Genomic DNA, 24,916 nt, shown 5'->3' with positions numbered 1-24,916 from the left:
GCGTTGGCACCGATTCCCGAAACTCATGGTGGGGACTATACGTGGTTCCTCCGGAAATGCTGTTGCGGGTGAGACACAACCGTCCGAAAACGAAACCATTGGAGCTCTCCGACAGGGCGAACGACAACGGCCGCCCCGATCAGGAGGCGGTCGGAAAATCGTTTCAAATCAGTTGGTTGGGCTAGACGTCGAGCAGGTCGTCGCTGGCGAATTCGGCCTTGTCGGAGATGAAGGCAAAGCGGGCTTCCGCCTTGGTGCCCATCAGCCGCTCCACCGAGTCGGCGGTGCCCTCGCGATCGTCGGCGAGCAGCACCACGCGCAGCAGGGTGCGCTTGGCCGGATCCATCGTGGTTTCCTTGAGCTGCGCCGGCATCATTTCGCCGAGGCCTTTGAAGCGATTGACCTCGACCTTGGCGTTGGCGTTGAACTCGCTCTTGAGCAGCTCTTCCTTGTGCGCGTCGTCGCGGGCGTAGACCGATTTGGTGCCGTGCTTCAGCTTGTAGAGCGGCGGCACCGCCAGATAGAGATGGCCCTCGTCGATCAGCCGCGGCATCTGCCGGTAGAAGAAGGTGATCAGCAGTGAGGCGATGTGCGCGCCGTCGACGTCGGCGTCGGTCATGATGATGATGCGCTGATAGCGCAGATCCTCTTCGCGATAATGCGCGAGCGTGCCGCAGCCGATCGCCTGCACGAGATCGGAGAGCTGCGCGTTGGCGGTCAGCTTGTCCTTGCCGGCAGACGCGACGTTGAGGATCTTGCCGCGCAGCGGCAGCACGGCCTGCGTCTTGCGATCGCGCGCCTGCTTGGCGCTGCCGCCGGCCGAGTCACCTTCGACGATGAAGAGTTCGGAGCCTTCGGTGCCGGCGTCGGAGCAATCCGCGAGCTTGCCGGGCAGGCGCAGCTTCTTGCCGGCGGTCTTGCGCGCGGTTTCCTTTTCCTGGCGGCGGCGCAGCCGCTCTTCGGCGCGATCGATCACGAAATCGAGCAGCCGGTTGGCCTGGTTCGGATTGCCCGACAGCCAGTGATCGAACGGATCCTTCATCGCCTGTTCGACGATGCGCTGGGCTTCGGCGGTGGCGAGACGATCTTTCGTCTGGCCCTGGAATTCAGGCTCGCGCACGAACACCGAGAGCATCACGGCGGCGCCGACCATCACGTCTTCCGAAGTGATGGAGGCTGCGCGCTTGCCCTGGCCGGCGCGCTCGGCGTGATCCTTCAAGCCGCGCAGCAGCGCGCTGCGCAAGCCGGATTCATGCGTGCCGCCGTCGGGCGTCGGCACCGTGTTGGTGTAGGACGACAGGAAGCCGTCGGCATCGGCGGTCCAGGCAACCGCCCATTCGCAGGCGCCGTGCGCGCCGCTGCGGCCGGACTTGCCGGAGAAGATGTCCTGATGCACCAGCGTGTCGGCGTGGATCGCCGCGGCAAGATAGTCCTTCAGGCCGCCGGGGAAGTGAAACTTGGCTTCCGCCGGAACGTCTTCGACGCCCTTCAGCAGCTCCGCATCGCAGTGCCAGCGAATCTCCACGCCGCCGAACAGATAGGCCTTCGAGCGCGTCATCTTGAACAGGCGTTGCGGTTTGAACGCCGCCTTGGCGCCGAAAATGTCGGTGTCCGGCTTGAAGCGGATCCGGGTGCCGCGGCGGTTGTTGACCTTGCCGAGGTCTTCGAGCTTGCCCTTGGGATGGCCGCGCTCGAACGTCATGCGGTGCAACTGCCCGCTGCGTGCAACCTCGACCTCGAGCCGCGAGGACAGGGCGTTGACCACGGAGACGCCGACGCCGTGCAGGCCGCCCGAAGTCTCGTAGACATCGGAATTGAACTTGCCGCCCGAGTGCAGCGTGCACATGATGACTTCGAGCGCCGACTTCTTCGGGAATTTCGGATGCGGGTCGACCGGAATGCCGCGGCCATTGTCGGTCACCGACAGGAAGCCGTCGGCCGTCAGTTCGACTTCGATGAAGGTGGCGTGGCCTGCCAGCGCCTCGTCCATGGAGTTGTCGATCACCTCGGCGAACAGGTGATGCAGTGCCTTCTCGTCGGTGCCGCCGATATACATGCCGGGGCGTTTGCGAACCGGTTCCAGGCCCTCCAGCACCTCGATGCTGGCCGCCGTATAGGCGGATTCGGCATCCTTCGCGGGCTTGGCGGCAGGCTTCGCCGGTGCGCGTCCCTTCGGTTCCGGGGCTCCGAACAGATCTTCATCGGATTTGCTTTTGGCGTTTGACTTCAATGCTTTGGCCATGGCTCTTCAAGTAAGCGCGCCGGTCCCGGCGCAGCGAATCGGTTGCTCTGACTATGCCACGGATGGGCTGCCAAATGGGCGCGGTAGATAGGAAGCTGCGATTACGCCCGCGAGGTACGAAATACAACGACCGTGAACAGGGCCATGGCGGCGACCACCATCAGGGAGCCTGCGATCGGGGCGGCCTCGAACGAGGGCCCCTTTAGCAGCACGGCGGCGACGCCGGCCGGAAACAGGATGCCACCGGCGATATGCAGCCAGCCTTGGATCCTGGCGAGCAGCATGCTGCCCGCGGCCGGCACCAGCCGGTAGTACAGGCCGAACAGGAACAGCAGCACGCCGCCGACGAGATTGAGATGCGCGTGCGCCGGCCCCAACGTGAAGTCGTGCTGGATACCCATCGCGATGCCCGCGAGCATTCCGAACAGCAGGACGAGCACGCCCACGCACATCATCAGTGACCCGATCATCCAGTGATTCCTTTTTTCTTGTGAGGGAAATGCTTCTTGTGAGGGAAATGCCGGCCAGCCCGAACCGCAGGTGGCTTGCGGGAAATCACGATTGATCCCCGCCTTTGTGACTTGATGTCACGCAATGGGCCGGCTTACCTGTTCTTAGGCTGCGGGCTGGTAGAAAGGTTCATTCGGGGTTCAACGGAGCAGAAGGCACTCGACGAGATGGAAGACTTAGCGCGGGCCTTGGCCGAATTCGTGCGCCACCACCAGGCCTGGGCCGCTCCGATCGTCATGTTGCTGGCGTTCGCTGAATCGCTCGCCTTCATCTCATTGCTGGTGCCCGCCTGGGGCGCGCTGGTTGCGATCGGCGCGCTGATCGGCGTCAGCGGGATCAACTTCTGGCCGATCTGGATCGCCGGCGGCATTGGAGCAGCGCTCGGCGACTGGGTCTCCTACTGGTTCGGCTATCGCTACAAGGAACACGTCGCGCAGATGTGGCCGCTGTCGCGCTACCCCGAGATCCTGCCGCGCGGCGAGGCCTTCGTGAAGACCTGGGGCGTGCCCAGCATCTTCATCGGCCGCTTCTTCGGCCCGCTACGCGCGTCGGTGCCGCTTGCAGCGGGCATTTTCGAGATGTCGTACTGGCAATTCCAGGTCGCCAATTTCGTCTCCGCACTGGTCTGGTCCGCGGCGCTGCTGCTGTTCGGCGATGTCATCGCCCATGCTGTGGAGTGGATGTGGCGAGTCGTGTAGGCTGGCCAGCCCGCCAGATCATGCGGCGTCCACACGCGATGGGCGAAACTTAAAAGTTTTCTATCCGGGCGAGGGGACGGTAATGTCTCGGTGCTAGCTCAACAGCCGACGTTTTGGTCGTCGTCGGGCTTGCATCACCATGATCGCGCGCATCTGTCTCGTTTTCGCCCTGCTGCTGCCGCGTGTCGTTGCAGCGGAACCAGCAGACACGGTCGCCGCGGCCGCAAAGCCGCACCAGGTCTGGGTCGATCCAGGCTGGCGGCGCACGGTCGTCCGTTACGCAATCACCTTCGACGAGCAGGGCCTGAGCACGACCGTTTTCGATTTTGAGGCTGTGGCACTCAATGAGAAGGGGGCAGAGGTGCTCGCCCGCCGGATCTTTGGCTACAACAGCTACTTCTATGATCTGGCGTCCAGCGAGCTGGCGACGTTGAAGGCCGACGGCCGCGTGATCGCGGTCGACGAGCGCGCTGTGCGCGACCAGCCTGCCTCGACCGACTCGTCCTCTCCCTATTTCGATGAGCAGCGGCAACGGATGGTCGCTTATCCCGATGTCGCTCCCGGCGACAAGATCAAGGGCCGGCTGATCTACAAGGCGAAACGCGCCGAGTTTCCCGGGGAATATGCCGGCTTCTGGAGCCAGCCCGTGGACCAGCCGCCCGAGGTGATCGAGCTGTCGCTCGACGCGCCTGCCTCGAAGCCATTGCATATCGCGGTCCGTGGCGTCGAGCATCGCGAGGAACGATCGGGCGACCGGATCGTGCATCATGTCCGCTTCAGGCAGGAGACGCCGACGTTGCGCCAGATCGACGCGGGATCGTTCGACGATGCCAAGCGCTTCGAGGCCAGCACCTTCGCGGACTATGCGGCCTTTGCGGCGACGTTGAACGCGCGCAACGCGCCGATGGCGCTGCCGGATGAGGCTTTGCGGAAGCTGTCGGCGGAGATTGTCGGCGACGCCGGCGACGTGCGCGCCAAGGTCGAGCGGATCGACAACTGGGTCGCGCGCAACATCCGCTATGTCGGGATCGGACTCGAGGATGGCGGCCTGACGTCGCAACCCGCATCCGCCGTGTTTGCGGCGCGCTACGGCGATTGCAAGGCGCACGCGACGGTCCTCAAGGCATTGCTCGCGGCACAGGGGATCGAGGCCAATTTCGTCGTGGTGAACGCCGGCGTGCAATACACGCTGACGGAGGTCGCTACGCAGAATTTCGACCACGCGATCGTCTACGTTCCGGCGCTGGACCAGTATCTCGATCCGACGGCATCGCTTGTCGCTTTCGATTCCCTGCCGGCGAGTCTTGGCGGCAAGCCCGCGCTCAACATCGACAAGGGGACGCTCGCCCGCATTCCGGTCGCGGGGCCGCAGCGCTTCGTGCTTGCAGCGGATACCGACTACACGCTGCTCGGCGATGGCACCCGCCGCGCGCGCTCGGTCCTGTCCGGGAGCGGACTTGGAGCGACCGTCGGACGTTCTGTCGCGCAAGGCCTGGAAAGGGTGGATCGGCAGACCAGCGCCAGACGGATGATCGAGCAGGCCGGGCTGAGCGGTAGCGGTGACTACGGCTTTCCGAATCCGAGAGAACTGTCGGACGGCTATGCTATCACCGCGACCTTCGAGATCAGCAAGCCCGTCGGCCTCAATTATCCAGAACGCATTCGAATGCTGCCGCTGACAGATCCACGGCCGTCGCTGCTGTTGCTCGCCACGGGTGGGGTGACCGACCGCGCCTTCCTCTGCCGCTCGCTGGAATATCGTGAGACCAGCTCGCTCACGGTGCCGGAGGGAACGCATTTCTTCGAAAAGCCGGCACCACTGACCTATAGCCAGAGCTTCAGCGGCAGCACCCTGTACGGCGCTACCACGGGCCGTGTCGAAGTCGACGCGACGGCGACGCTGGATGGCCAGACGATACGCTCCAGCGCCGTGCTGAAGCTGAGCGTCGACGCCGCGGTCTGTCCCGCCGAGTTCGCAACGGCCATCAAGGCTGGCTTCGACAAGTTCACGGAGTTCAAATTCCGACAGGTCGGATTGACGCCAAGGTCAGTGCCGTTGGTCAATGAGGTCAGCGCCGACTTCACCGAAGGGGTGAACGCGTATGACGCGCGGAACTACGCGCGCGCGATGGCGCTGCTTCGACCCTACGCCGAGAGCGGAAACGCCAAGGCCCAATCCTATGTCGGCTACATGTATGACAGCGGCTTCGGTATCGAGCGCGACTATGCCGAGGCGATCCGCTGGTTCTCAATGGCGGCGGAGCAGGGTGATTCCTACAGCCAGGGCAAGCTGGGCTATGCCTATGAGTACGGGCTCGGCACGGCGCGCGACGAGAAGGTCGCCGCTCAATGGTACGCAAAGGCAGCCGAGCGGGGCAGCGTGTTCGGTCAGTCCCGTCTGGCGCGCCTCTATCGGGACGGCGTCGGCCTTGCCCAGGACTATCAGCAGGCGGCCAACTGGTTTTCAAAGGCCGCTGACCAGGGCTCGACGTGGGCGCAGATGAATCTCGCGCTGCTCTATCTCAAGGGCCAGGGGCTGCCGATGGATCAGCTCAGGGGCATTGCGTTGCTCCGGATTGCTGCGGACCAGAACGACAGCGATGCCCAGTACAATCTGGGATACGCCTATGAGAGCGGCACCGGCGTGCCGAAGGACGCCCAGGAAGCCATCAAATGGTACGCCAGGGCGTCCGATCGCGGCAGCACGCTGGCCCGCGCCCGCCTTGACGGATTGCTGGCCGGCGGCGGCTTCTGGGAAAGCCTGTTCCGCCACATCGGCCTGCTCGGCAGGCTGTGAAGGCGACAGGAACGTGCCGGACCTCGGAATAAGGCCGCCACGGCAGGGTTAGCCGGAGGACGGATCGCGCAGCCGTCATCGCACGAGCAGGCAAAACACTGCTAGAACATCGCCCGTCATGCGCGCTCGCCGCCACCGTTTCACTGGGAGGACACCACATGGAATTGACACGACGTCACGCACTCGCCGGCGCTGCCGGCATCGCCGCCGCGCCGCTGTTGTCGGCCGCGCCTGCGGCGGCCGCCGCGCCCGCAGCCGACAAGCAGGCGCCGAGCTTCTATCGCTACAAGGTCGGCGACATCCTGGTCACCGCGGTGTCCGACGGCAAGAACGTCTTCAAGCTGGAAGACGGCTTCATCCCGAACGCGAAGCGGGACGACGTCAACGCGGCGCTGGAGAAGGCGTTCATGCCGCGCGACATGATGACGATCTGGTTCGCGCCGATCGTGCTCAACACCGGCGGCAAGCTGGTCGTGATCGACACCGGCAACGGCGCGGTCGCGAAGGCCAGCAGCAAGGGCGCCAACGGCCTGTTCGCCGACAATTTCGTCGCGGCCGGCTTCGACCCCAAGGCGGTCGACATGGTCGTGATCTCGCACTTCCACGGCGACCACGTGAACGGCCTGCTGACGGCCGAGGGCACGCCGGCATTCCCGAATGCCGAGGTGCTGGTGCCGGCGACCGAATGGAAGTTCTGGATGGACGACGGCGAGATGAGCCGGGCGCCGGCCGGCCGCATGCAGGGCCTGTTCAAGAACAACCGCAACATCTTCGAGGCCGGTCTGAAGAAGAAGGTCACGCCCTACGAGTGGGGCAAGGAGATTGCGCCGGGCCTGACCTCGGTCGAGACCGTCGGCCATACGCCGGGCCACACCTCCTATGTACTGGCATCGGGTCCGGACAAGGTCTTCATCCAGTCCGACGTCACCAACAATCCGAACCTGTTCGCGACCAATCCCGGCTGGCATGCGTTCTTCGACCAGGACGGCGACGTCGCGGAGACGACCCGCCGCCGCATCTACGACATGGTGGTCGCGGAGCGGCTCCAGGTGCAGGGCTTCCACTATCCGTTCCCGGGCCTCGGCAATGTGGTGAAGGACGGCAACGGCTACCGCGTCGTGCCGGCGCCGTGGAATCCGGCGATTTAGGACTGTCATTCCGGGGCGCGCGCCCGCCGCGCGAACCCGGAATCCAGAAATTCATGCCCGAGGCGGCAGCATAGCCATGGCGCGAGATTCCGGGTTCGATGCTTTGCATCGCCCCGGAATGACCAGCAACAACCTTGACGTCAGCGGGGCGCGGCCTTATAGCCGCGCCATGATCAACGCCGCGACCATCATCATCGCCCGCCGCCGCAGCATTCCCGCGGTATGGGCGGTCGCTCGCGTTTAAGACCATCGCCTCTGCCGCCGGACCCGATCCCGCGGCGCTCTCCTCAAAAAGACACGCGGTTCGATCTGGCGGCTCCTTCGTCACGCAGGAGCTTCGACCATGTATACGCCACCGGTGTTCAAGCCCGACCGCGCCGCGAGCCTCGGCTTCGCGGAAGCGCGCGGCTTCGGTTTGGCCTGCGCGTGGGACGGCGGCAAGCCGATCGCCGCCGCGCTGCCGTTCTATCTGACCGTCGCCGACGGCTCGCCACGGGCGCTGTTTCATGTTGCCCGTCACAATCCGCTGGTAAAGCTGGCGGGTGGCGCAGCAAGTGGGACGTCTTGGCTGCTGGCCGCCACCGGCGCGGATGCCTATGTGATGCGCGAGGTTCGCCCGCAGGCTTTCGCGATGATACAGACCGAGATGACTGCGCTTCCAGGGAGCGAGCAATGACGAAGAAGAAAATCGCAATTCTGGGCGCGTCCGGCTACACCGGCGCCGACGCGGTGCGCCTGTTGGCGCGGCACCCGAATGCCGAAATCACCGCACTGACCGCCAACACCCATGCCGGCAAAACGATGAGCGAGGTATTTCCTCACTTCTTCATGCTCGACCTGCCGAAGCTCGTGGAATGGGAAAAGGTCGACTGGACGCGGCTCGATGCCGCGTTCTGCGGACTGCCGCACGGGACGACGCAAGAGATCATCGCCGCGGTGCTGAAAGCCAATCCCGGAATCAAGATCCTCGACATGTCCGCGGATTTCCGGCTGCGCGACAAAGACAGCTACGCGCAATGGTACGGCCATGAGCACCGGGCGCTCGAATTGCAGGACGAGGCCGTCTACGGGCTGACCGAACTCTACCGGGAGAAGATCACGGCCGCGCGGCTGGTGGCCTGTCCCGGCTGCTATCCGACGGCGGTTCTGCTGGCGCTTGTTCCGCTGGCGAAGGCAAGGCTGATCGACATCGACGACATCATCATCGACGCCAAGTCGGGCGTCACCGGCGCCGGACGCGGACTGAAGCAGAACACGCTGTTCAGTGAGGCCGGCGAAGGGTTGTCGCCCTATTCGATCGGAAGCCATCGACACTCGGCGGAGATCGAGCAGGAGATCGGCGCGGCCGCTGGCTCGGCTGTGACCGTGAACTTCACCCCGCATCTCATTCCGATGGCGCGGGGTGAGTTCTGCACGTCCTATGTCAAGCTCAACGGGGCTACGCCGGACGATTTGCGCGCCGAGCTGGAAAAGGCCTACGCCAACGAGCCGTTCGTATATGTGACGAAGAAGGGCGTGCTGCCCCAGACGCAGAACGTGCGCGGTTCCAATTACGTTCAGATCGGCGTCGTCGCCGACCGGATCAAGAACCGCGCCATCGTGCTCTCGACGCTCGATAATCTCGTGAAGGGTTCTGCCGGGCAGGCGATCCAGAACATGAACCTGATGTTCGGCTTGCCCGAAACCACCGGGTTGGAGCAGATCGCGCTGTTTCCGTGAGCGGAGGGTGTTGTGAACGGGGATGCGCTCAGGGATAACAGCTACGGATTGGCGGCGCAGGCGCGGCCAGATGTGTTAGCAAACGAAACGAACGAACTCGAAAGGAGCCTGCCATGACCCTCACCGACACCAATCCGAAAACCAAGAGCGGTGCGACCAGGGCCACCGTGTTCGTCGACGGCGCCTCCGGCACCACCGGTCTCGGCATCCAGGAGCGGCTGCATTCGATCGGCGATGTCGCGGTGAAGCACATCGCCGAGGACAAGCGGAAGGATGCCGGTGCCAAGCGCGCGCTGATGGAGGAGGTGGATCTCGTGATCCTCTGCCTGCCGGACGAGGCGGCCAAGGAAACTGTTGCGCTGATCGACACCATGGGCAGTTCGGCGCCCAAGGTGCTCGACGCGTCGACCGCCTACCGGGTCGCGCCCGACTGGGCCTATGGCTTTCCGGAGCTCGCGCCCGGCCAGGCCGACAAGATCCGCACCGCGCCGAAGGTCTCGAACCCCGGCTGCTATCCGACCGGCGCGATCGCGCTGCTGCGGCCGATCGTCGATGCCGGCCTGCTGCCGGCAGATTATCCCGTCACCATCAACGCGGTGAGCGGCTATTCGGGCGGCGGCAAGACGATGATCTCGAGCTTCGAGGACGGCTCGGCGCCGGCATTCCATCTCTATGGGCTCGGCTTCGAGCACAAGCACGTGCCGGAGATGCAGCTCTACTCGCATCTGACACGGCGGCCGCTGTTCATCCCGTCGGTCGGCAACTACCGGCAAGGCATGCTGGTCTCGGTGCCGCTGCAGCTCGACGCGCTGCCGGGCAAGCCTGATGGTGCCGATCTGCAGGCGGTGCTGGCGAAGTGGTACGCCGGCAGCAAATATGTGTCCGCGATGCCGCTGCAGAACGAGGCCAGCAAGGGCGGCAAGATCGAGCCGGAGGCGCTCAACGAGACCAACCAGCTCGAGCTCTATGTCTTCGCCAGCGACAAGCATCGCCAGGCGGTGCTGGTCGCGCGGCTCGACAATCTGGGCAAGGGTGCCTCGGGCGCCGCGGTCCAGAACATGCGGCTGATGCTCGGGCTTGCCGACAGTTGACGGCAAACGCGGGTGGACGACGCCACGCTGCAATTCTACCGGCGCCATGCCGAAGCCTATGCCGGGTGGGCGAAAGCCCCGTCGACCCGGCTGGTCGGCTTTCTCAAGCTGCTGCCGCCGGGCGGCGCGATCCTCGAACTCGGCTGCGGTGCCGGCAATCATGCCGCGGTGATGCTCGCCGCAGGCTTCGTGCTGCGTGCGACCGACGGCTCACCCGAGATGGCAGAGGTGGCGGCGCGCCGCATCAACCATCCCGTCGAGGCGATGCTGTTCGATGAGCTCGAGGATTGTGAGGCCTATGACGGAGTCTGGGCCAGCGCCTGCCTGCTGCACGTGCCGCGCGACGAGCTCGCCGGCATCCTCGGCCGCATCCGTCGGGCGCTGAAACCCGGCGGCCTGTTCTACGCGAGCTACAAGATCGGCCATGGCGACGGCCGTGACAGTATCGGCCGCTACTACAATTATCCCGCCGCGGATTGGCTGGCGTCGACCTACGCCGCGTCAGGAGCGTGGGCGCAAGTCTCGTCCGACACCAGCGAGATCAAGAGTTTTGACGAGGCGCCCGCCACGATGCTGCACATCGTGGTGCGCAAGAATGGGGACTAGCGAAGGACAAGCAGATTCCAAACCTTTTTGATATCTGATTCATCGTTCGAGGTCCTGCCCGAGCTTCAGATATGGTCCCCCACACACAGGTGTCACAGGATGATCGGCCAAGGTTGTCCCGAAGAGATATCGGGGTGGCGCGGCTCGTCATCAACCCGGCCATGCTCGTCTCGCAATTCCTCGATCTCGACTAGGCATGCTTGCGCCAGTCGGGATTGCGCGTCCCCCGCCAAGGTAAGTCCCAACAGTTCCCGGCGAAGCTCGGCGAGCGACACGCTGAACTCCTCATAGGCGTTCGCGCTCCAGCCTTCGACGGGGCGTCGCCCAAGCGCGGCGTTGCGCAGCGCGCTCGCAAGCCCGCCATCGTAAGGCCGATGGTCAGTCGCATAGCCGCGAACCAGCGCACGAATGACTGGCGCGTCTGCGAGCTCGATGAGCGCCGCCTCGATGATTGATTTCGGCCGCCCTCCGTTCAAGCGCTGATAGGATTGCAGCATTCCTTCCTTGAGGGCATGGAATTCCTCGCCGAGGCGCGCGAGCAGTCTCGATAGGTGAAAGGAATCAGCGCCACGCGCATTGCCTAGTTCGCCATCGCTGATTAGCGACAGAAAGGTCTGGCCGGATTTCTCGGAGCCGACCTTGATGACGGCGTGTGCCCAGTCATGTCGGTCTAAGAATCGCGCATCGCGGCGGGCGAGCTCCTGAAGGACATCAAGGGCCCCTTCATGCGGGCTCTTAGCAAGCGCTGACAGCAGGCGATCCAACGAACTTGGATAACCGTATTCCTGGGGCAACCGGTCAAGCAGGCCGAGCACGGCCTCGGGATGGTCTGAGAAGGCGAACAGTTCGACCCAATTCATCACCTCGCCGTGATTTTCCCCCAGCCGCCACGACTGCGTCTTGCCAGCTTCAAGCAGCTCGTCAAATCCCGCCACGAGGGTATCGGACCGGAGAACCTCGCCAGCCATTGCGCTCGCGATAAGAAGCCGCTGTTTGGCTGCGTAAGTGACGGGGAGTGCAAGTAGGTTGTCGATCTCGGTACGCTTCAAGCCGTGCGGCATGCCGAGACCGATGGCCGCGAGAGCGATTGCATGTAGTTGGACGCGAGAGTCCGCTTCGTTGGAGCCGATCGATCTTGCGACGTTAAAGATCGCCTCCGCATAGTCACAGGTCGGAAGCATTTCAGGTGTCTCGCGGCGTTGTTTCTCAAGTAGTCTGGCGCGTGAATAGTCCCGCCCGAACGCTACAATCGGCGCCTTGCCCGATGGATTGTCGCGGTTCCAAATCTCCAAGAGAGCGCTGGCCGCTTGCACGCCAAAACGCGGATCGGGCAGATACTCCTTCAGGGCGGTGACCGCCGTCTCGCTTCCGATTGCGGCAAATGCGCTTTGATATCCCAAGGTGTGATTATGCGTCACGTCGGGCGAGGTGGGGCCGCGATGAGGCGCGTTCGCTCGCTCCTCGCGCGCCCTTGCCCAATCTGCGAGGTCGCGCTCCAGCATTCGACGCAATCCCGGAACGAATTGCGGATCGGGAAAACGGATCATCGCCCGGGACACCGCAGCCATTTGATGTCGATTGGCGTGCGGTAATTGCAGCAGGGTGTTCTTCCAATGCTGAAGGGTTCTAACCATGGCAGAACGTGTCTGTTCGCTAACGTCAGACCTGACATCATCACCGGGCGGGCCGTGCCAGCGCAGAAGATCGGCGAGAAATTCGATACGGATGGGATCGTCCGTTTCCGCGCGTTCCAACAGAGCCGTTAGAAACGAATCTTGGCGTGAGGCTCCGATAGCGGTCCGCAACCGCCCGTATTCCTCGCGTTCGGCCCCTTGTTCCGCGCGTCCCCAGCCGTTGCTATCGCGTTGATAGGCCTCATGTAGTTCAAAAAGTCGGTCGATCACCGCACCGATGGTCTTGGGACCGGCGACCACGAAGGCGACTCGGATGACGGTTTCTGGTGTCTCCGCATCGAGCAAAGCCTCCACGACGGGACCCTCATCAAGGGCATCGCCGCCGGTCAGGAACTCGTGTGCCCCAAAAGGCAAGTCCAAGCGTGTAGCGACACGGCGCTGAAGGGCTCTCCGCACCGCTCCGGGATAGGTGGCCTGGGCCTCTTGGAGAGCACGCGCTGCCACGTCACCTTTTGCCGGAAAGTTGGATGCCGCAATCAACTCCTCGATCCGTGTATCAGCTTCTGGGTCCTCAACCTGATGCTTGGCAAGGCTCCTCAGGCAATTCACGGGATCGGTTTCCGTTTCGATCTGCGTCCGCCGAAGCCCCGCGAGCCTTTCGTTCTGCGTCGGATCGGCAAGTTCGTCGGGATATCCGGCGTGCGCCGCAAGCTGCCAAACCACATCTGACGCGGTCTGCAAAATTTCCGTCACCATCCGGTCTGCGCGCCGGAATTGCAGCGCTTGGAGTACTTCGAGCACCGCATCCGCGTTCGGGTCGGCTTTTGCCACGCGCATAGCCAGTTCAATGCCATCGAAACCGCTGTAACTCGCGATTTCCGCCACGACGTGTTTGCGTGTTTCCAGCGGCAATGCAGCAAGCTTTTGCTCTGCGGCACTGCCCAAGACCGACGGTCGAAAGCGCGGGGGCGAGCGCAAAGCGCTGAGATAGACCTGTTGGTCAGGACTCGAGATCAACGGCCAGATTTGCGGCGCGAACTCTGGCCGGCCAGTCGTCATCATGAAGCGAGCCGCGCGGTCCGCCTCGCCGGCCGTGTGCCAACGCGCCACAAAGGTCGTCGTTTCGGCGCCGATCAGCGTCCAAGTTTCAGGTGATGAGCGAAAGATCATTTCGGCGGCCAACATCGGATCGATTCCGAGTGTTTCGCGGATCGCAGCCGCGACCGCCTGCGCGCCGCCGGCATTCTCGCGCGACAACCGCTCGCAGGCGAACAGGACTGCTTCCTCCCAAGCTGGCCAGTTCAGAACGTCCGTCCGGAGCCTTAATCGCGCTATCACGTCGCCATTCCCTGCCTCGCGCATGATCCGGCTGACGTCGAGCGAGGCGTACCATTCCTGGAATTGTTGATGCTGGAACGAAATGCCGCCCGAGGGGACGCGGACCAAGAGGTGATTGCCTACCAGAACCTCGATTGTGATCGTAGGCTGGGGAGGGGTTGTGAATTGCCCCGCCGCGGCCAAACGCGCGCCCACTTCAGCGATGACCCGGTTGGCGGACGTGTCCGAGAGCACCGTCTTCGCAACACTATTTGCTTCGACGCCGAGGCCAGTCAGCATATCACTATGAAAGCCGAGCAATTCCTTTTGCAGGATCGCCGCCTTTTCCGGCTCTTCTTCGTGTTGCGTAACAAAAAGCCGCAAGACTTCTTCTTTCGTCTGCGGGAATTTCGCGTTTGGCGTGCTGCGAAGGAGGGCCGTCAGGTAGAGCGGGATGGTCACGAGATCGCGCACGCCCGGTGTACGCCAGGCCTGGTCCACTAGCGCTTCACCCTCTTGTGCTCGCAATGCCCTAGCTAGTTCAAGTTGTTGGCCCTCGGAAAGCGGGTCGACTTCGACGACCGCGCCGGAAATCGGCAGGAGGTGCCGCCGTGTCCCTATTACTATGCCGAGCAAAGGATATTCGCGCCTGAGCGCCTTCAGGAGGCGGGTGGCCGCAACCCGTGCCGCCGGATCCAGTTCGTTCCACCCATCGAGCAGTAGTGCAAAGCGGCCGTGATAGGCGAGCTGCATGAAGTGCTGAGCACGGAAAATGCCAAAGGCGTTACGTCGCGTCAAGAAGGTGAAGAAATCCTCACGGCGGTCCGACCATTCGCCCAATGGCACAAACCCTGCGACTACTTTGCCGGACTCAACCAGCGTTTCAGCCAGTTGGACGAGTGTCGTCGTCTTGCCGGTGCCGGGCGGCGCGACGATATTTACCGCTTCGGCGGCTCCGACGCCGTTAGCCAAGCCTGCAATCGTCGCCGCATGCCCGCTGCCATCGCTCCCGCGAAGCGTCAAGTTCAGAGCAACGGCATGCGATGGCCATTCTTTCGTGTTCCGGAAGATTGCGATATCGCGCCGGGCCGCCGGCAGCATGCGCGCGATCACCGTGTCGAGGCGGTCTTTCTGCGGCAACGCTAGGGAGAGGAGGAATTCGCGGTCTTCATCGTCAAGTTCCACGACGATTGCCGGTCGCCGAGAGGCCCCCGACGCGGCGGTTGCTATGTCCCGAAATGCGCGTTCTTCGGCGTCCTGCTTCCAGTTGCGCAAAAGCTCGGTCGTGAAGCGCGCCTCGTCGGTGTCGATCAGCTTGGCGCAGAGTTGGCACAGCCAGATGCCGTTGCTTGGCGCGCGGCGCTCTTCCTTCGTCAGGGTGGCGTCGTATCTCTTGGCGCCGGGCCCGGGCGCCGCAGCGGTGATGTGTGCCGCTTGCCCGACATTGACGGACTTGTCCTCCGCCAATGCTGGGCCCGAGGTGAGACGCCGACACTCCGGATTGCAGCAGTGGTTGCCCGCCCGGTTCGCCAGCGTTCGGATTGTTGCAGCTCGGAATTCGTCGCGTTTTGTCATCACAAGTCAGAATGCGTTGACGCGACTATCGGCGTGAACCCATCCCACGCAGGCAAGGGGGCAGTAGGAGGCACAAGCAACGCCTGTGCCTCAACTGGCGCCACGCTGCAGCTCAGACGATCTTGAAGATCGCGAGCGCCAGCACCGCCTGGGCAAGGAAGCCGACCGTGAAGGCCAGCGTGCGGAACACCGGCAGGCCGAGCGTGTAGACGACCAGATGTGCGACGCGGGCCCAGAAATAGACCGCGCAGGCCAGCACGGTCCATTTGGTGGAGTAATCGGCCGCGTTGAGGATCAAGACCAGCGGCGCGAAGATCACGAGGTTCTCGACCGCGTTGTCGTGGGCGAACATCAACCGGTTGGCCCATTCGGCATGCGGCTTGTCGGTGCGCGAGGGATTGCCCATGGCGCCGGAGAGGCCGCGCACCTGGCAGCGATTGATGATGTAGGGGATCCACAACAGCCCGGTCAGGATCACCGTCAGCGACAGCCAGAACAGTTCGCGCGTCATCGTCTCCCCCTCACGTCAATGCGATTCCCGACCGCCGGGACCGTTTGTTTATAGCTGAGCGGACGATGTCGCGCTATGCGCGGACGCGGACATAGCTGCCCGGGGCATCCTCGAGCGCCTGCATTCCGTTCGCCCCCACCATGCGCGCCGGAACCGTCTCCGGATCATGGCTCTCCAGCCAGGCGCGCCAGTCGGGCCACCACGAACCCTTGTGCTCCTCGGCGCCCTTCAGCCAGTCGGCGAGCTTGACGTCCTTGATGTTGTCGTTGGTCCAGTACTGGTACTTGTTCGACGCAGGCGGATTGACCACGCCGGCGATATGGCCGGAGCCGGACAGCACATACTTCACCGGGCCGCCGAAGAACTGCGAGCCGTACAGCACCGATTCCGCCGGCGCGATGTGATCCTCGCGGGCGGCGAGGTTGTAGACCGGCACCTTCACCTTCGACAGATCGAGCAGCGTGTTGTCGAGCACCATCGTGCCGGTCGACAGCCGGTTCTCCAGATAGCAGTTGCGCAGATAGTAGGAATGGTTCGACGACGGCATCCGCGTCGCATCCGAATTCCAGTGCAGCAGGTCGAACGAGGAGGGCGGTTGGCCCTTCAGGTAATTGTTCACGACATACGACCAGATCAGGTCGTTCGAGCGCAGCATGTTGAAGGCCATCGCCATCTTGCTGCCTTCGAGCACGCCGGATTCCTGCATGTCGCGTTCCAGCGCCGAGATCTGGTCCTCGTCGACGAAGACCAGGAGGTCGCCGGCATGGGTGAAGTCGACCTGCGCGGCAAAGAACGTCGCCGAGGTCACGCGCTGGCGACGCTTCTCGGCGAGATAGGCCAGCGTCGAGGCGAGCAGGGTGCCGCCGACGCAATAGCCGGCGGTGTGCACCTTCATCTCGCCGGTGGCTTTCTCGATCACGTCCATCGCCGTGAGCGGGCCTTCGGTCATGTAATCCGCCCAGGTCTTCTTGCCGAGCTCTTTGTCGGGATTGACCCAGGAGATCACGAACACCGTTATGCCCTGGTCGACGCACCATTTGATGTAGGATTTCTCGGGGCGCAGATCGAGGATGTAGAACTTGTTGATCCAGGGCGGCACGATCAGCAGCGGCGTGCGCAGCACGTTCTCGGTTGCCGGGGAATACTGGATCAGCTGCATCAGCTCGTTCTGGTAGATCACCTTGCCCGGCGTCGTCGCCATGTTGACGCCGACCTCGAGATTGCTCGAATCGGACTGGCGGATCCGCAGCGTGCCGTGGCCGGCCTCGATGTCCTCGGCCAGCATCTTCATGCCGCGCACCAGATTGTCGCCGTTGGTCTCGACGGTGGTGCGCAGCACCTCCGGATTGGTCAGCACGAAGTTCGACGGCGCCAGCGCGTTGCTGATCTGCTGAACGTAGAATTCGGCCTTCTTGCGGGTGTGCGGATCGATTCCGTCGGCGTCACGGACCAGCTGCTGCGCCCATTTCGAGGTCAACAGATAAAGCTGCAGGATGAAGTCGAAGAACTGGTTCGACTTCCATTCCGGATCCTGGAAGCGCTTGTCGCGGGGGGGCGGCACGATCGCCGGCTTGGCGTCGGCTTCGCCGGCCATGCGGCGCACCGCCGAGCCCCAGAGATCGAGGTAGTCCTTGCCGAGCTGCATCTGCAGCGACGAGGCGCGCTCCTTGTCGGACAGCCAGTATTCGGCAATCACGCTGAAGGTCTTGATGACCTCACCGAGCTCGTTCGGCGGCTTGTCGCGGACTTCCCCGGTCTGGCGCGGCTTGAGATAGGCGGCCAGCGCCTGGCCGCTGCTCTCCATCGCCCGCGCGATGTTCATGGCGAAGGCTTCGGCGTTGAATTTGGGGGCTGCTTGGGTGTTGGGAATGACGTTGCTCATCTGCAGGACACTATCGCGTCGTTTGGGGGGCGTCATCGCGCGGTGCGGCAAGGGAAATCAGGCAAAATCCGACGTTTCACTCTGTTGCGGTGCGACAAAAAATCTTTGTTCCGTCATATTGAAGCCTCAGGGGTCGCTTTTCTTGTTTCCGCTTTAAGTGTTTCGGGCGACAATGGTTTGAAACGCTAAAGTCGAAATTAACGCAGCGGGGACGCTGCAAGGCTCGTACCAGTGCGACCCGTGTCGGCAACGTGCGACGTGCGCGCTAGCTTGTTGGGGACAATTCGGCGCATGCCGATCGATCGAATGAACAGGGGGCTCGCGGCCGTGGTGCTGCTCGCGTCGATGGTGGCGCTGAGCGGGTGCTCGAGCACGATCGCCGATATGGCCATGCCGGCCGATGCGCCGGCCCGGGCCAAGGATGCCAGCGGCTATCTGCCGGTCCATGACCTTCCGCCCGACCGGGCCGATCCGACGATCAAGCCGGCCGATCAGGCCAAGATCGAGCAGGAGCTGATTGCCGCACGCGAGCGTCAGGCTCAGGCGTCGGCCCAGGCCGGCAAGTGAGCTGCGCCTGGTGGGCGATCAGCGCTGGCGCCGCCCGGCGTCCGTGCTAAAAGAAACCCGGTTCAACCGCAGATCCGGCCGCAGCCCCCAGATCGTGCGCCTGAGTTCGCTCTAAATCGTTGATTCGGCGCGATTTTTGTAAGAGGCCGTGACGGCTTCCGCAGGCTTACCAAGGGGGTCGATTCTGGCATCGCGGTTGTCGGAGCAAGGGTCCCATGGAAGATTTTTACCGCATTCGCCGTCTGCCGCCTTACGTCTTTGAAAAGGTCAACCAGGCCAAGGCGGCCGCGCGCAATGCCGGGGCCGACATCATCGATATGGGCATGGGCAATCCGGACCTGCCGACCCCGCCGCATGTGATCGAGAAGCTCAAGGAGACACTGGGCAAGCCGCGCACCGATCGCTACTCGGCCTCGCGCGGCATCAACGGCCTGCGCAAGGCCCAGGCCGCCTATTACGCGCGCCGCTTCGGTGTCAAGCTCAACCCGGATACCCAGGTGGTGGCGACGCTCGGCTCAAAGGAGGGCTTTGCCAACGTCGCGCAGGCCATCACCGCGCCGGGCGACGTCGTGCTGTGCCCGAATCCGAGCTACCCGATCCACGCCTTCGGCTTCCTGATGGCGGGCGGCGTGATCCGCTCGGTGCCGTCGGAGCCGACGCCGCAATTCTTCGAGGCGGTCGAGCGGGCGATCATCCATTCGATCCCGAAGCCGATCGCGCTGATCGTCTGCTACCCGTCGAACCCGACCGCCTATGTCGCGGACCTCGACTTCTACAAGGATCTGGTCGCGTTCGCGAAGAAGCACGACATCTTCATCCTGTCCGATCTCGCCTACGCCGAAGTCTATTTCGACGACAACAATCCGCCGCCGTCGGTGCTGCAGGTGCCCGGCGCGATCGACGTCACCGTCGAATTCACCTCGATGTCGAAGACATTCTCGATGGCCGGCTGGCGCATGGGCTTTGCGGTCGGCAATGAGCGCATCATCGCCGCGCTCGCGCGGGTCAAGTCCTATCTCGATTACGGCGCCTTCACGCCGGTCCAGGTGGCGGCGACCGCGGCGCTGAACGGTCCGGACGACTGCATCCGGGAGATGCGCGACACCTACCGCAAGCGCCGCGATGCGTTGGTCGAGTCATTCGGCCGCGCCGGCTGGGAGATTCCGCCGCCGCAGGCCTCGATGTTCGCCTGGGCGCCGCTGCCCAAGGCATTCGAGGCGGTCGGCAGCATGCAGTTCGCGACCCTGATGGTGGAGAAATCCGGCGTCGTGGTGTCGCCCGGCGTTGCGTTCGGCGAGCACGGCGAAGGCTATGTCCGCATCGCGATGGTGGAGAACGAGCAGCGCATCCGGCAGGCCGCGCGCGGCGTGCGCCGCTTCCTTGAAAGCGGCATCGAAACGTTGCACAACGTCGTTCCTCTCGCCAACCGGCGCTAATCCTTCCAGGTTGCTTAAATCCATGGTCGCACCCCTGAACGTGGGCATAGCGGGGCTCGGCACCGTCGGTGCCGATGTCGTCCGCCTCATCGAAACGCAAGGACGGGCGCTGGCCGAGCGCAGCGGCCGACCCGTTCGCGTGGTCGCCGTCACGGCGCGCTCGAAGGCCAAGAAGCGCGGCCTCGACCTCGGCGGTATCGCCTGGGCCAAGAGCCCCGAGGCGCTCGCCGAAGATCCGAATATCGAGTGCTTCGTCGAATTGATGGGCGGCGCGGGCGATCCGGCGCTGTCTGCGATCGAGACCGCGCTGAAGGCCGGCAAGTCGGTCGTGACCGCCAACAAGGCGCTGATCGCCAAGCACGGCCTGCGGCTCGCGGCGGCCGCCGAGAAGCATGGCGGCGCGTTGAACTTCGAGGCGGCGGTCGGCGCGGCGATCCCGGTCATCAAGACGCTGCGCGAGGGCCTTGCCGGCACCAGCGTCAACCGCGTCTATGGCATACTCAACGGCACCTGCAATTACATCCTGACCCGGATGGAGCAGGAGGGTCTGTCGTTCGAGGAGTGCCTGAAGGACGCCCAGCGCCTCGGCTATGCCGAAGCCAACCCGTCATTCGACGTCGACGGTCACGATACCGCGCAGAAGCTCGCGATCCTGGCGAGCCTCGCCTTCGGAACCAAGGTCGCGGAAAGCGCGGTTTACGTCGAAGGCATTTCCTCGATCACGCCGGAAGACCTCAAGGCCGCCGCGGAACTCGGCTACCGCGTCAAGCTGCTCGGCGTGGCCGTGCGCACGGCAAAGGGCATTGAGCAGCGCGTGCACCCGACCATGGTGCCGAAATCGTCCTCGATCGCCCAGGTGATGGGTGTGACCAACGCGGTCGCGATCGACGGCGAGGGCATTCCCCCGATCACGCTGGTCGGGCCCGGCGCCGGCGGCGGCGCGACGGCCTCGGCCGTGGTCGCTGACATCGCCGATGTCGCCCGCGGCATCCGCGCCAAACCGTTCGGGCGCCCGGTGGAGCGGTTGCGTGACACCACCAAGGCGCCGATGGAACGCCATGAGGGTGGCTACTATATCCGCCTGATGGCGCGCGATCTTGCAGGCACTGCCGCAACAATCGCCACCCGTCTCGCGGAACAGAAGATATCTCTGGAATCCATCGTGCAACGGCACCCGGATGGCGTCGATGTGAACGGTGCGGCCAAAAAACCTTCACCGGTCCCGGTCATTCTGATTACCTATGCGACCAGCGAGGATGCCGTGCATCGTGCGCTGGCCGCAGTGCAGCGCGATAAGGTCATCAGCGGTCGGCCGCAGGTGATCCGGATCGAGAAAAACTAGCGCATGGCCTGAACGGGTCGGGCGTGAGACGATTGATGCGGGCAGGCTGGCCTGTCCCAGACGCTTAAGGAGTTACGCTGATGTCGACCCATATTTCCGTTCCGCCGCAGATGCTGCTCGAGCGCATCCTGACGCTCGAAATCGTGCGCGTGACGGAGCGCGCGGCGGTGTCGGCCGCGCGGCTGCGCGGCCACGGCCAGGAGAAGGCCGCCGACAAGGCTGCGGTCGACGCGATGCGGCGCGAGCTCAACAAGCTGCCGATCGAGGGCACGGTCGTGATCGGGGAGGGCGAGCGCGACGAGGCGCCGATGCTGTTCATCGGCGAGAAGGTCGGCCTCAATGCCGGCCCCAAGGTCGACATCGCGGTCGACCCGCTCGAAGGCACCACGCTGTGCGCCAAGAACATGCCGGGCTCGATCGCCACCATGGCGATGGCCGATGGCGGCACGCTGCTGCACGCGCCCGACGTCTACATGCAAAAGATCGCGATCGGCCCGGGCTACGCCAAGAACGTGATCGAGCTCGACGCGCCGCCGGCCGACAACGTCCGCCGCCTCGCCAAGGCCAAGGGCGTCGATCCGACCGCCATCAACGTGCTGGTGCTCGACCGTCCGCGCCATGCCGACATCATCAACAGCGTGCGCTCGACCGGCGCTGCCGTGCAGCTGATCACCGACGGCGACGTCGCCGGCGTCATCCATTGCGCCAAGCCCGACGAGACCGGCGTCGACATGTATATCGGCACCGGCGGCGCGCCCGAGGGCGTGCTGGCAGCAGTCGCACTGCGCTGCATCGGCGGCCAGATGCAGTGCCGCCTGATCCTCGACACCGAGGAGAAGCGCGAGCGCGCCCACAAGATGGGCGTCACCGATCCGAAGATGATCTACGGCATCGAGGACATGGCCAAGGGCGATTGCCTGTTCGCCGCCACCGGCGTCACCACCGGCTCGCTGCTGACCGGCGTCAAATTCAAGAAGGACGTGATCGAGACCGAGACGGTCGTGATGCGCTCGGTCACCGGCACCGTGCGCTACATCAAGGCCGAGCACCGCCAGCTGGAGAAGTTCCACCTGGATTGAGGACTACAGCGATCGTCATTCCGGGGCGCGCGAAGCGCGAACCACAGATGTGCAATTGCGCATCGGGGAATCTCGAGGTTCCGGGTTCGATGCTGGGCATCGCCCCGGAACGACGAAAAAGAACAACAACAAGGGGAGACGCGCATGTCCGATCTGTCCGCGGTGAAGGCGCTGGTGTTCGACGTGTTCGGCACCGTGGTCGATTGGCGCACCAGCCTGATCAACGATTTCACGACTTGGGGAGAGACGCGCGGCATCAAGGCCGACTGGACCGCGCTGGTCGACGGCTGGCGCGCAGTCTATGCGGCTTCGATGGACGAGGTGCGCAAGAACCCGCAGAACGGCTACGTCATCCTCGACGTCCTGCATCGCCGCTCGCTGGAGAAGCTGGTTGCGCAGTTCGACATCAAGGGGCTCACCGAAGCCGACCTGCAGCATCTGACGAAGGGCTGGCACCGCCTGCATGGGTGGCCCGACAGCGTCGCCGGCCTGACCCGGCTGAAGACCAAATACATCATCTCGCCGCTGTCGAACGGCAACGTCGCGCTGCTCACCAACATGGCGAAGTTCGCAGGCCTGCCCTGGGACCTCGTGATGTCGGCCGAGCTGTTCGAACACTACAAGCCCGATCCGGAAACCTATCTCGGCGCAGCGAAGCTGCTCTGCCTGCCGCCGGAGCAGGTGATGATGGTCGCCGCCCACAACTACGATCTCAAGCACGCGCAGAAGCACGGCCTGAAGACGGCGTTCGTGGCGCGTCCGACCGAATACGGTCCGCTGCAGAAAGTCGATTTCGAGGCCACCGGCGCGTGGGACATCGTGGCCAAGGATTTCGGGGAAATCGCCAGCCGGATGGGCTGCTAGAACTGGCCTGGGATTCACTGAGGCGCTACGATTCCTGCCTGATTGGAAAGGAATCATGACGCTCCACGCAGCCGTACTGCCCGTCGAGCCGCCACAGGCGTTTCTCGGTGTGACGCGGTCGCTGACCGGAAAGCTCTGGCGCGACCGGCTGGATGCGCGCGGGGCGGCGCGGGCGCTCGCGATCGTGCAGCGGCACAATCTGCCGGAAATGCTGGCGCGGGTGCTGGCGGGCCGCGATGTCGCGATCGATGAGGTCGCCGACGTCCTCGACCCGACCATCCGCAAGCTGATGCCGGATCCGCACACGGTCACGGAGATGGAGACTGCCGCCCGGCGCATCGCGGATGCCGCAATGCGCGGCGAGAAGGTCGCGATCTTCGGCGACTATGACGTCGACGGCGCGACCTCTGCGGCGCTTTTGACCTGGCATCTGCGCCACTGCGGGCTCGACCCGCTGATCCACATTCCCGACCGCATTTTCGAAGGCTACGGGCCGAACGTCGACGCCGTGCGCGCGCTCGCGGCCAAGGGCGCGACGCTGCTCGTCACGGTCGATTGCGGCACCACCAGCATCGAGCCGCTCGCCGAAGCCAAGAAGCTCGGGATGTCGGTCGTGGTGATCGATCATCACCAGACCGGCGACGAACTTCCCGAGGTCGAGGCGCTGGTGAATCCGAACCGGCCCGACGATCTCTCCGGGCTCGGCCATCTCGCCGCCGTGGGCCTCGTGTTCGTGACCCTCGTCGCCGTGAACCGCGAGCTGCGCCGGCGCGGCTTCTGGACCGGCGAGATGCCGGAGCCGGACCTGCTCAGCGTGCTGCATCACGTCGCGCTCGGCACCGTCGCCGACGTCGCGCCGCTGATCGGGCTCAACCGCGCCTTCGTCGCCAAGGGCCTGATCGCGATGCGCCGCCGCGACCATGTCGGCCACACCGCGCTGATGGATGTGGCGCGGCTCAATGGCCCGCCGGAGGCCTGGCATCTCGGCTTCATGCTGGGGCCGCGCATCAATGCCGGCGGCCGCATCGGGCGCGCCGATCTCGGCGTGCGGCTGCTGCTCGAGGGCGATGTCTCGGAGGCGGCGCGGATCGCGGCCGAGCTCGACCGCCTCAATGCCGAGCGACGCGTGATCGAGCAGGCGGCCGAGGCGCAGGCCGAAGCCGAGGCGCTGGCCGCGCTCGGGCTCGAGGACAAGGGCGCCGTCATCGTCACCGCGGCGGAAGGCTGGCACCCCGGCGTGGTCGGGCTGGTCGCCGCGCGGCTGAAGGAGAAGTTCGCGCGTCCGGCATTTGCGATCGCGCTCGAGCCCGGTGGCATCGGCACCGGATCGGGCCGCTCGATCGGCGGCGTCGATCTCGGCAAGGCGGTGCGGCAGGCGGTGCATGACGGCCTCTTGATGAAAGGCGGCGGGCACGCGATGGCGGCCGGCGTCACTCTGCGCAAGGAGAGGCTTGCCGAATTCCGCGCCTACATGGAAAGCGCGCTGGCGGAGGACGTCGCCAACTCGCGGCACGAGAACGAGCTGTTCATCGATGGCGCGGTGACCGCGCGCGCGGTGACGCCGGAATTCGCCGCGACGCTCAATCGCGCCGGTCCATTCGGGGCCGCCAATCCCGAGCCGGTGATCGCGCTGCCGTCGCATCAGCTTGTTTATGCGGACGAGGTCGGGCAGGCGCATTTGCGGCTGCGCTTCAAGTCTGGCGACGGATCGATCGTCAACGGTATCGCATTCCGCTCGGTCGGACAGAAGCTCGGCAGCGCCTTGACGCAAAATCGCGGTCAGCAATTGCACGTGGCGGGCTCTCTTGCAGTCGACCGTTGGCAAGGCACCGAACGTGTGCAATTCCGTGTCCTCGACGTCGCGGTACCGGATCAGGGCCCGACGGTGATCAAATAAG

The 24,916-nt window shown here is 64.3% G+C and carries 18 protein-coding genes and 1 pseudogene; 14 read left to right on the top strand and 5 right to left on the bottom strand.

Annotation, left to right across the window (positions count from 1 at the left end; all coding sequences use genetic code 11):
* Nucleotides 1-181 precede the first annotated feature (181 nt).
* Both parE and ACVINW_RS32300 read right to left on the bottom strand, forming a co-directional pair.
* On the bottom strand, nucleotides 182-2,242 hold the full coding sequence (parE, locus tag ACVINW_RS32305; protein WP_456755006.1) for a DNA topoisomerase IV subunit B: 2,061 nt from the start codon (nucleotides 2,240-2,242) through the stop codon (nucleotides 182-184).
* 101 nt (nucleotides 2,243-2,343) lie between these two features.
* Nucleotides 2,344-2,712 carry a hypothetical protein gene (locus ACVINW_RS32300; RefSeq protein ID WP_456755005.1) on the bottom strand — a complete coding sequence of 123 codons (369 nt, stop codon included), beginning with the start codon at nucleotides 2,710-2,712 and terminating at the stop codon, nucleotides 2,344-2,346.
* A 207-nt stretch (nucleotides 2,713-2,919) separates the two neighbouring features.
* On the opposite strand from ACVINW_RS32300, the gene ACVINW_RS32295 reads away from it, so the two are divergent.
* The 8 genes and pseudogenes from ACVINW_RS32295 (at nucleotide 2,920) to ACVINW_RS32260 (ending at nucleotide 10,811) form a co-directional block, all read left to right on the top strand.
* Nucleotides 2,920-3,450 carry a DedA family protein gene (locus tag ACVINW_RS32295; protein ID WP_456755004.1) on the top strand — a complete coding sequence of 177 codons (531 nt, stop codon included), beginning with the start codon at nucleotides 2,920-2,922 and terminating at the stop codon, nucleotides 3,448-3,450.
* Between the two features lie 139 nt (nucleotides 3,451-3,589).
* Complete coding sequence (locus tag ACVINW_RS32290; RefSeq protein ID WP_456755003.1) at nucleotides 3,590-6,247, top strand: DUF3857 domain-containing protein; 2,658 nt, start codon at nucleotides 3,590-3,592, stop codon at nucleotides 6,245-6,247.
* A gap of 158 nt (nucleotides 6,248-6,405) precedes the next feature.
* Nucleotides 6,406-7,395: an MBL fold metallo-hydrolase gene (locus ACVINW_RS32285; RefSeq protein WP_456755002.1), complete on the top strand. Its 990-nt coding sequence runs from the start codon at nucleotides 6,406-6,408 to the stop codon at nucleotides 7,393-7,395.
* Between the two features lie 118 nt (nucleotides 7,396-7,513).
* Complete coding sequence (locus ACVINW_RS32280) at nucleotides 7,514-7,639, top strand: hypothetical protein (protein ID WP_456755001.1); 126 nt, start codon at nucleotides 7,514-7,516, stop codon at nucleotides 7,637-7,639.
* 99 nt (nucleotides 7,640-7,738) lie between these two features.
* A pseudogene (locus ACVINW_RS32275) lies at nucleotides 7,739-7,996 on the top strand (FMN-binding negative transcriptional regulator); the annotation flags it as partial.
* Between the two features lie 71 nt (nucleotides 7,997-8,067).
* Nucleotides 8,068-9,114, top strand: a complete 1,047-nt coding sequence (gene argC / locus ACVINW_RS32270; protein ID WP_456755000.1) for an N-acetyl-gamma-glutamyl-phosphate reductase — start codon at nucleotides 8,068-8,070, stop codon at nucleotides 9,112-9,114.
* Nucleotides 9,115-9,227: 113 nt separating this feature from the next.
* Nucleotides 9,228-10,205: an N-acetyl-gamma-glutamyl-phosphate reductase gene (gene argC, locus ACVINW_RS32265; protein ID WP_456754999.1), complete on the top strand. Its 978-nt coding sequence runs from the start codon at nucleotides 9,228-9,230 to the stop codon at nucleotides 10,203-10,205.
* A gap of 12 nt (nucleotides 10,206-10,217) precedes the next feature.
* Nucleotides 10,218-10,811, top strand: a complete 594-nt coding sequence (locus ACVINW_RS32260) for a class I SAM-dependent methyltransferase (protein WP_456754998.1) — start codon at nucleotides 10,218-10,220, stop codon at nucleotides 10,809-10,811.
* Between the two features lie 92 nt (nucleotides 10,812-10,903).
* Here ACVINW_RS32260 and ACVINW_RS32255 read toward each other — a convergent pair whose 3' ends face one another.
* The 3 genes from ACVINW_RS32255 to ACVINW_RS32245 all read right to left on the bottom strand — a co-directional run bounded on the left by ACVINW_RS32255 (nucleotide 10,904) and on the right by ACVINW_RS32245 (nucleotide 17,730).
* Nucleotides 10,904-15,337 carry an NACHT domain-containing protein gene (locus ACVINW_RS32255; protein ID WP_456754997.1) on the bottom strand — a complete coding sequence of 1,478 codons (4,434 nt, stop codon included), beginning with the start codon at nucleotides 15,335-15,337 and terminating at the stop codon, nucleotides 10,904-10,906.
* 112 nt (nucleotides 15,338-15,449) lie between these two features.
* The gene (locus tag ACVINW_RS32250) at nucleotides 15,450-15,848 is read right to left on the bottom strand and encodes an MAPEG family protein (protein WP_456754996.1); all 399 of its coding nucleotides are present in this window, start codon (nucleotides 15,846-15,848) and stop codon (nucleotides 15,450-15,452) included.
* Nucleotides 15,849-15,921: 73 nt separating this feature from the next.
* Nucleotides 15,922-17,730, bottom strand: a complete 1,809-nt coding sequence (locus ACVINW_RS32245) for a PHA/PHB synthase family protein (RefSeq protein ID WP_456754995.1) — start codon at nucleotides 17,728-17,730, stop codon at nucleotides 15,922-15,924.
* Nucleotides 17,731-18,021: 291 nt separating this feature from the next.
* Here ACVINW_RS32245 and ACVINW_RS32240 point away from each other — a divergent pair, with 291 nt between their 5' ends.
* From ACVINW_RS32240 to recJ, 6 genes are all read left to right on the top strand, one after another.
* On the top strand, nucleotides 18,022-18,297 hold the full coding sequence (locus ACVINW_RS32240) for a hypothetical protein (protein ID WP_456754994.1): 276 nt from the start codon (nucleotides 18,022-18,024) through the stop codon (nucleotides 18,295-18,297).
* A gap of 215 nt (nucleotides 18,298-18,512) precedes the next feature.
* Nucleotides 18,513-19,733, top strand: a complete 1,221-nt coding sequence (locus ACVINW_RS32235; RefSeq protein ID WP_456754993.1) for an LL-diaminopimelate aminotransferase — start codon at nucleotides 18,513-18,515, stop codon at nucleotides 19,731-19,733.
* A gap of 22 nt (nucleotides 19,734-19,755) precedes the next feature.
* A complete protein-coding gene (locus ACVINW_RS32230) occupies nucleotides 19,756-21,075 on the top strand; it encodes a homoserine dehydrogenase (RefSeq protein ID WP_456754992.1) in 1,320 nt (439 codons plus the stop codon).
* 80 nt (nucleotides 21,076-21,155) lie between these two features.
* Entirely contained in the window at nucleotides 21,156-22,154 is a 999-nt protein-coding gene (gene glpX / locus ACVINW_RS32225) for a class II fructose-bisphosphatase (protein ID WP_050420275.1), read from the top strand.
* Between the two features lie 144 nt (nucleotides 22,155-22,298).
* Complete coding sequence (locus ACVINW_RS32220) at nucleotides 22,299-23,018, top strand: haloacid dehalogenase type II (protein ID WP_456754991.1); 720 nt, start codon at nucleotides 22,299-22,301, stop codon at nucleotides 23,016-23,018.
* Between the two features lie 55 nt (nucleotides 23,019-23,073).
* Nucleotides 23,074-24,915, top strand: coding sequence for a single-stranded-DNA-specific exonuclease RecJ (gene recJ, locus ACVINW_RS32215; RefSeq protein ID WP_456754990.1), 1,842 nt, complete (start codon nucleotides 23,074-23,076; stop codon nucleotides 24,913-24,915).
* Nucleotide 24,916: the final 1 nt, after the last annotated feature.

This window comes from Bradyrhizobium sp. USDA 4461, assembly GCF_054055655.1.
The sequence above is the reverse complement of the archived record's forward strand: the minus strand, read 5'-3'. Positions and strand labels throughout refer to the sequence as shown.

Coding starts and splice junctions, on each gene's coding strand:
- ACVINW_RS32235 (WP_456754993.1), top strand. CDS start 18,513: ATGGAAGATTTTTACCGCATTCGCCGTCTGCCGCCTTACGTCTTTGAA.
- ACVINW_RS32285 (WP_456755002.1), top strand. CDS start 6,406: ATGGAATTGACACGACGTCACGCACTCGCCGGCGCTGCCGGCATCGCC.
- ACVINW_RS32290 (WP_456755003.1), top strand. CDS start 3,590: ATGATCGCGCGCATCTGTCTCGTTTTCGCCCTGCTGCTGCCGCGTGTC.
- argC (WP_456754999.1), top strand. CDS start 9,228: ATGACCCTCACCGACACCAATCCGAAAACCAAGAGCGGTGCGACCAGG.
- argC (WP_456755000.1), top strand. CDS start 8,068: ATGACGAAGAAGAAAATCGCAATTCTGGGCGCGTCCGGCTACACCGGC.
- ACVINW_RS32220 (WP_456754991.1), top strand. CDS start 22,299: ATGTCCGATCTGTCCGCGGTGAAGGCGCTGGTGTTCGACGTGTTCGGC.
- ACVINW_RS32300 (WP_456755005.1), bottom strand. CDS start 2,712: ATGATCGGGTCACTGATGATGTGCGTGGGCGTGCTCGTCCTGCTGTTC.
- glpX (WP_050420275.1), top strand. CDS start 21,156: ATGTCGACCCATATTTCCGTTCCGCCGCAGATGCTGCTCGAGCGCATC.
- ACVINW_RS32295 (WP_456755004.1), top strand. CDS start 2,920: ATGGAAGACTTAGCGCGGGCCTTGGCCGAATTCGTGCGCCACCACCAG.
- parE (WP_456755006.1), bottom strand. CDS start 2,242: ATGGCCAAAGCATTGAAGTCAAACGCCAAAAGCAAATCCGATGAAGAT.
- ACVINW_RS32280 (WP_456755001.1), top strand. CDS start 7,514: ATGACCAGCAACAACCTTGACGTCAGCGGGGCGCGGCCTTATAGCCGC.
- ACVINW_RS32250 (WP_456754996.1), bottom strand. CDS start 15,848: ATGACGCGCGAACTGTTCTGGCTGTCGCTGACGGTGATCCTGACCGGG.
- ACVINW_RS32255 (WP_456754997.1), bottom strand. CDS start 15,337: ATGACAAAACGCGACGAATTCCGAGCTGCAACAATCCGAACGCTGGCG.
- ACVINW_RS32245 (WP_456754995.1), bottom strand. CDS start 17,730: ATGAGCAACGTCATTCCCAACACCCAAGCAGCCCCCAAATTCAACGCC.
- recJ (WP_456754990.1), top strand. CDS start 23,074: ATGACGCTCCACGCAGCCGTACTGCCCGTCGAGCCGCCACAGGCGTTT.
- ACVINW_RS32230 (WP_456754992.1), top strand. CDS start 19,756: ATGGTCGCACCCCTGAACGTGGGCATAGCGGGGCTCGGCACCGTCGGT.
- ACVINW_RS32240 (WP_456754994.1), top strand. CDS start 18,022: ATGCCGATCGATCGAATGAACAGGGGGCTCGCGGCCGTGGTGCTGCTC.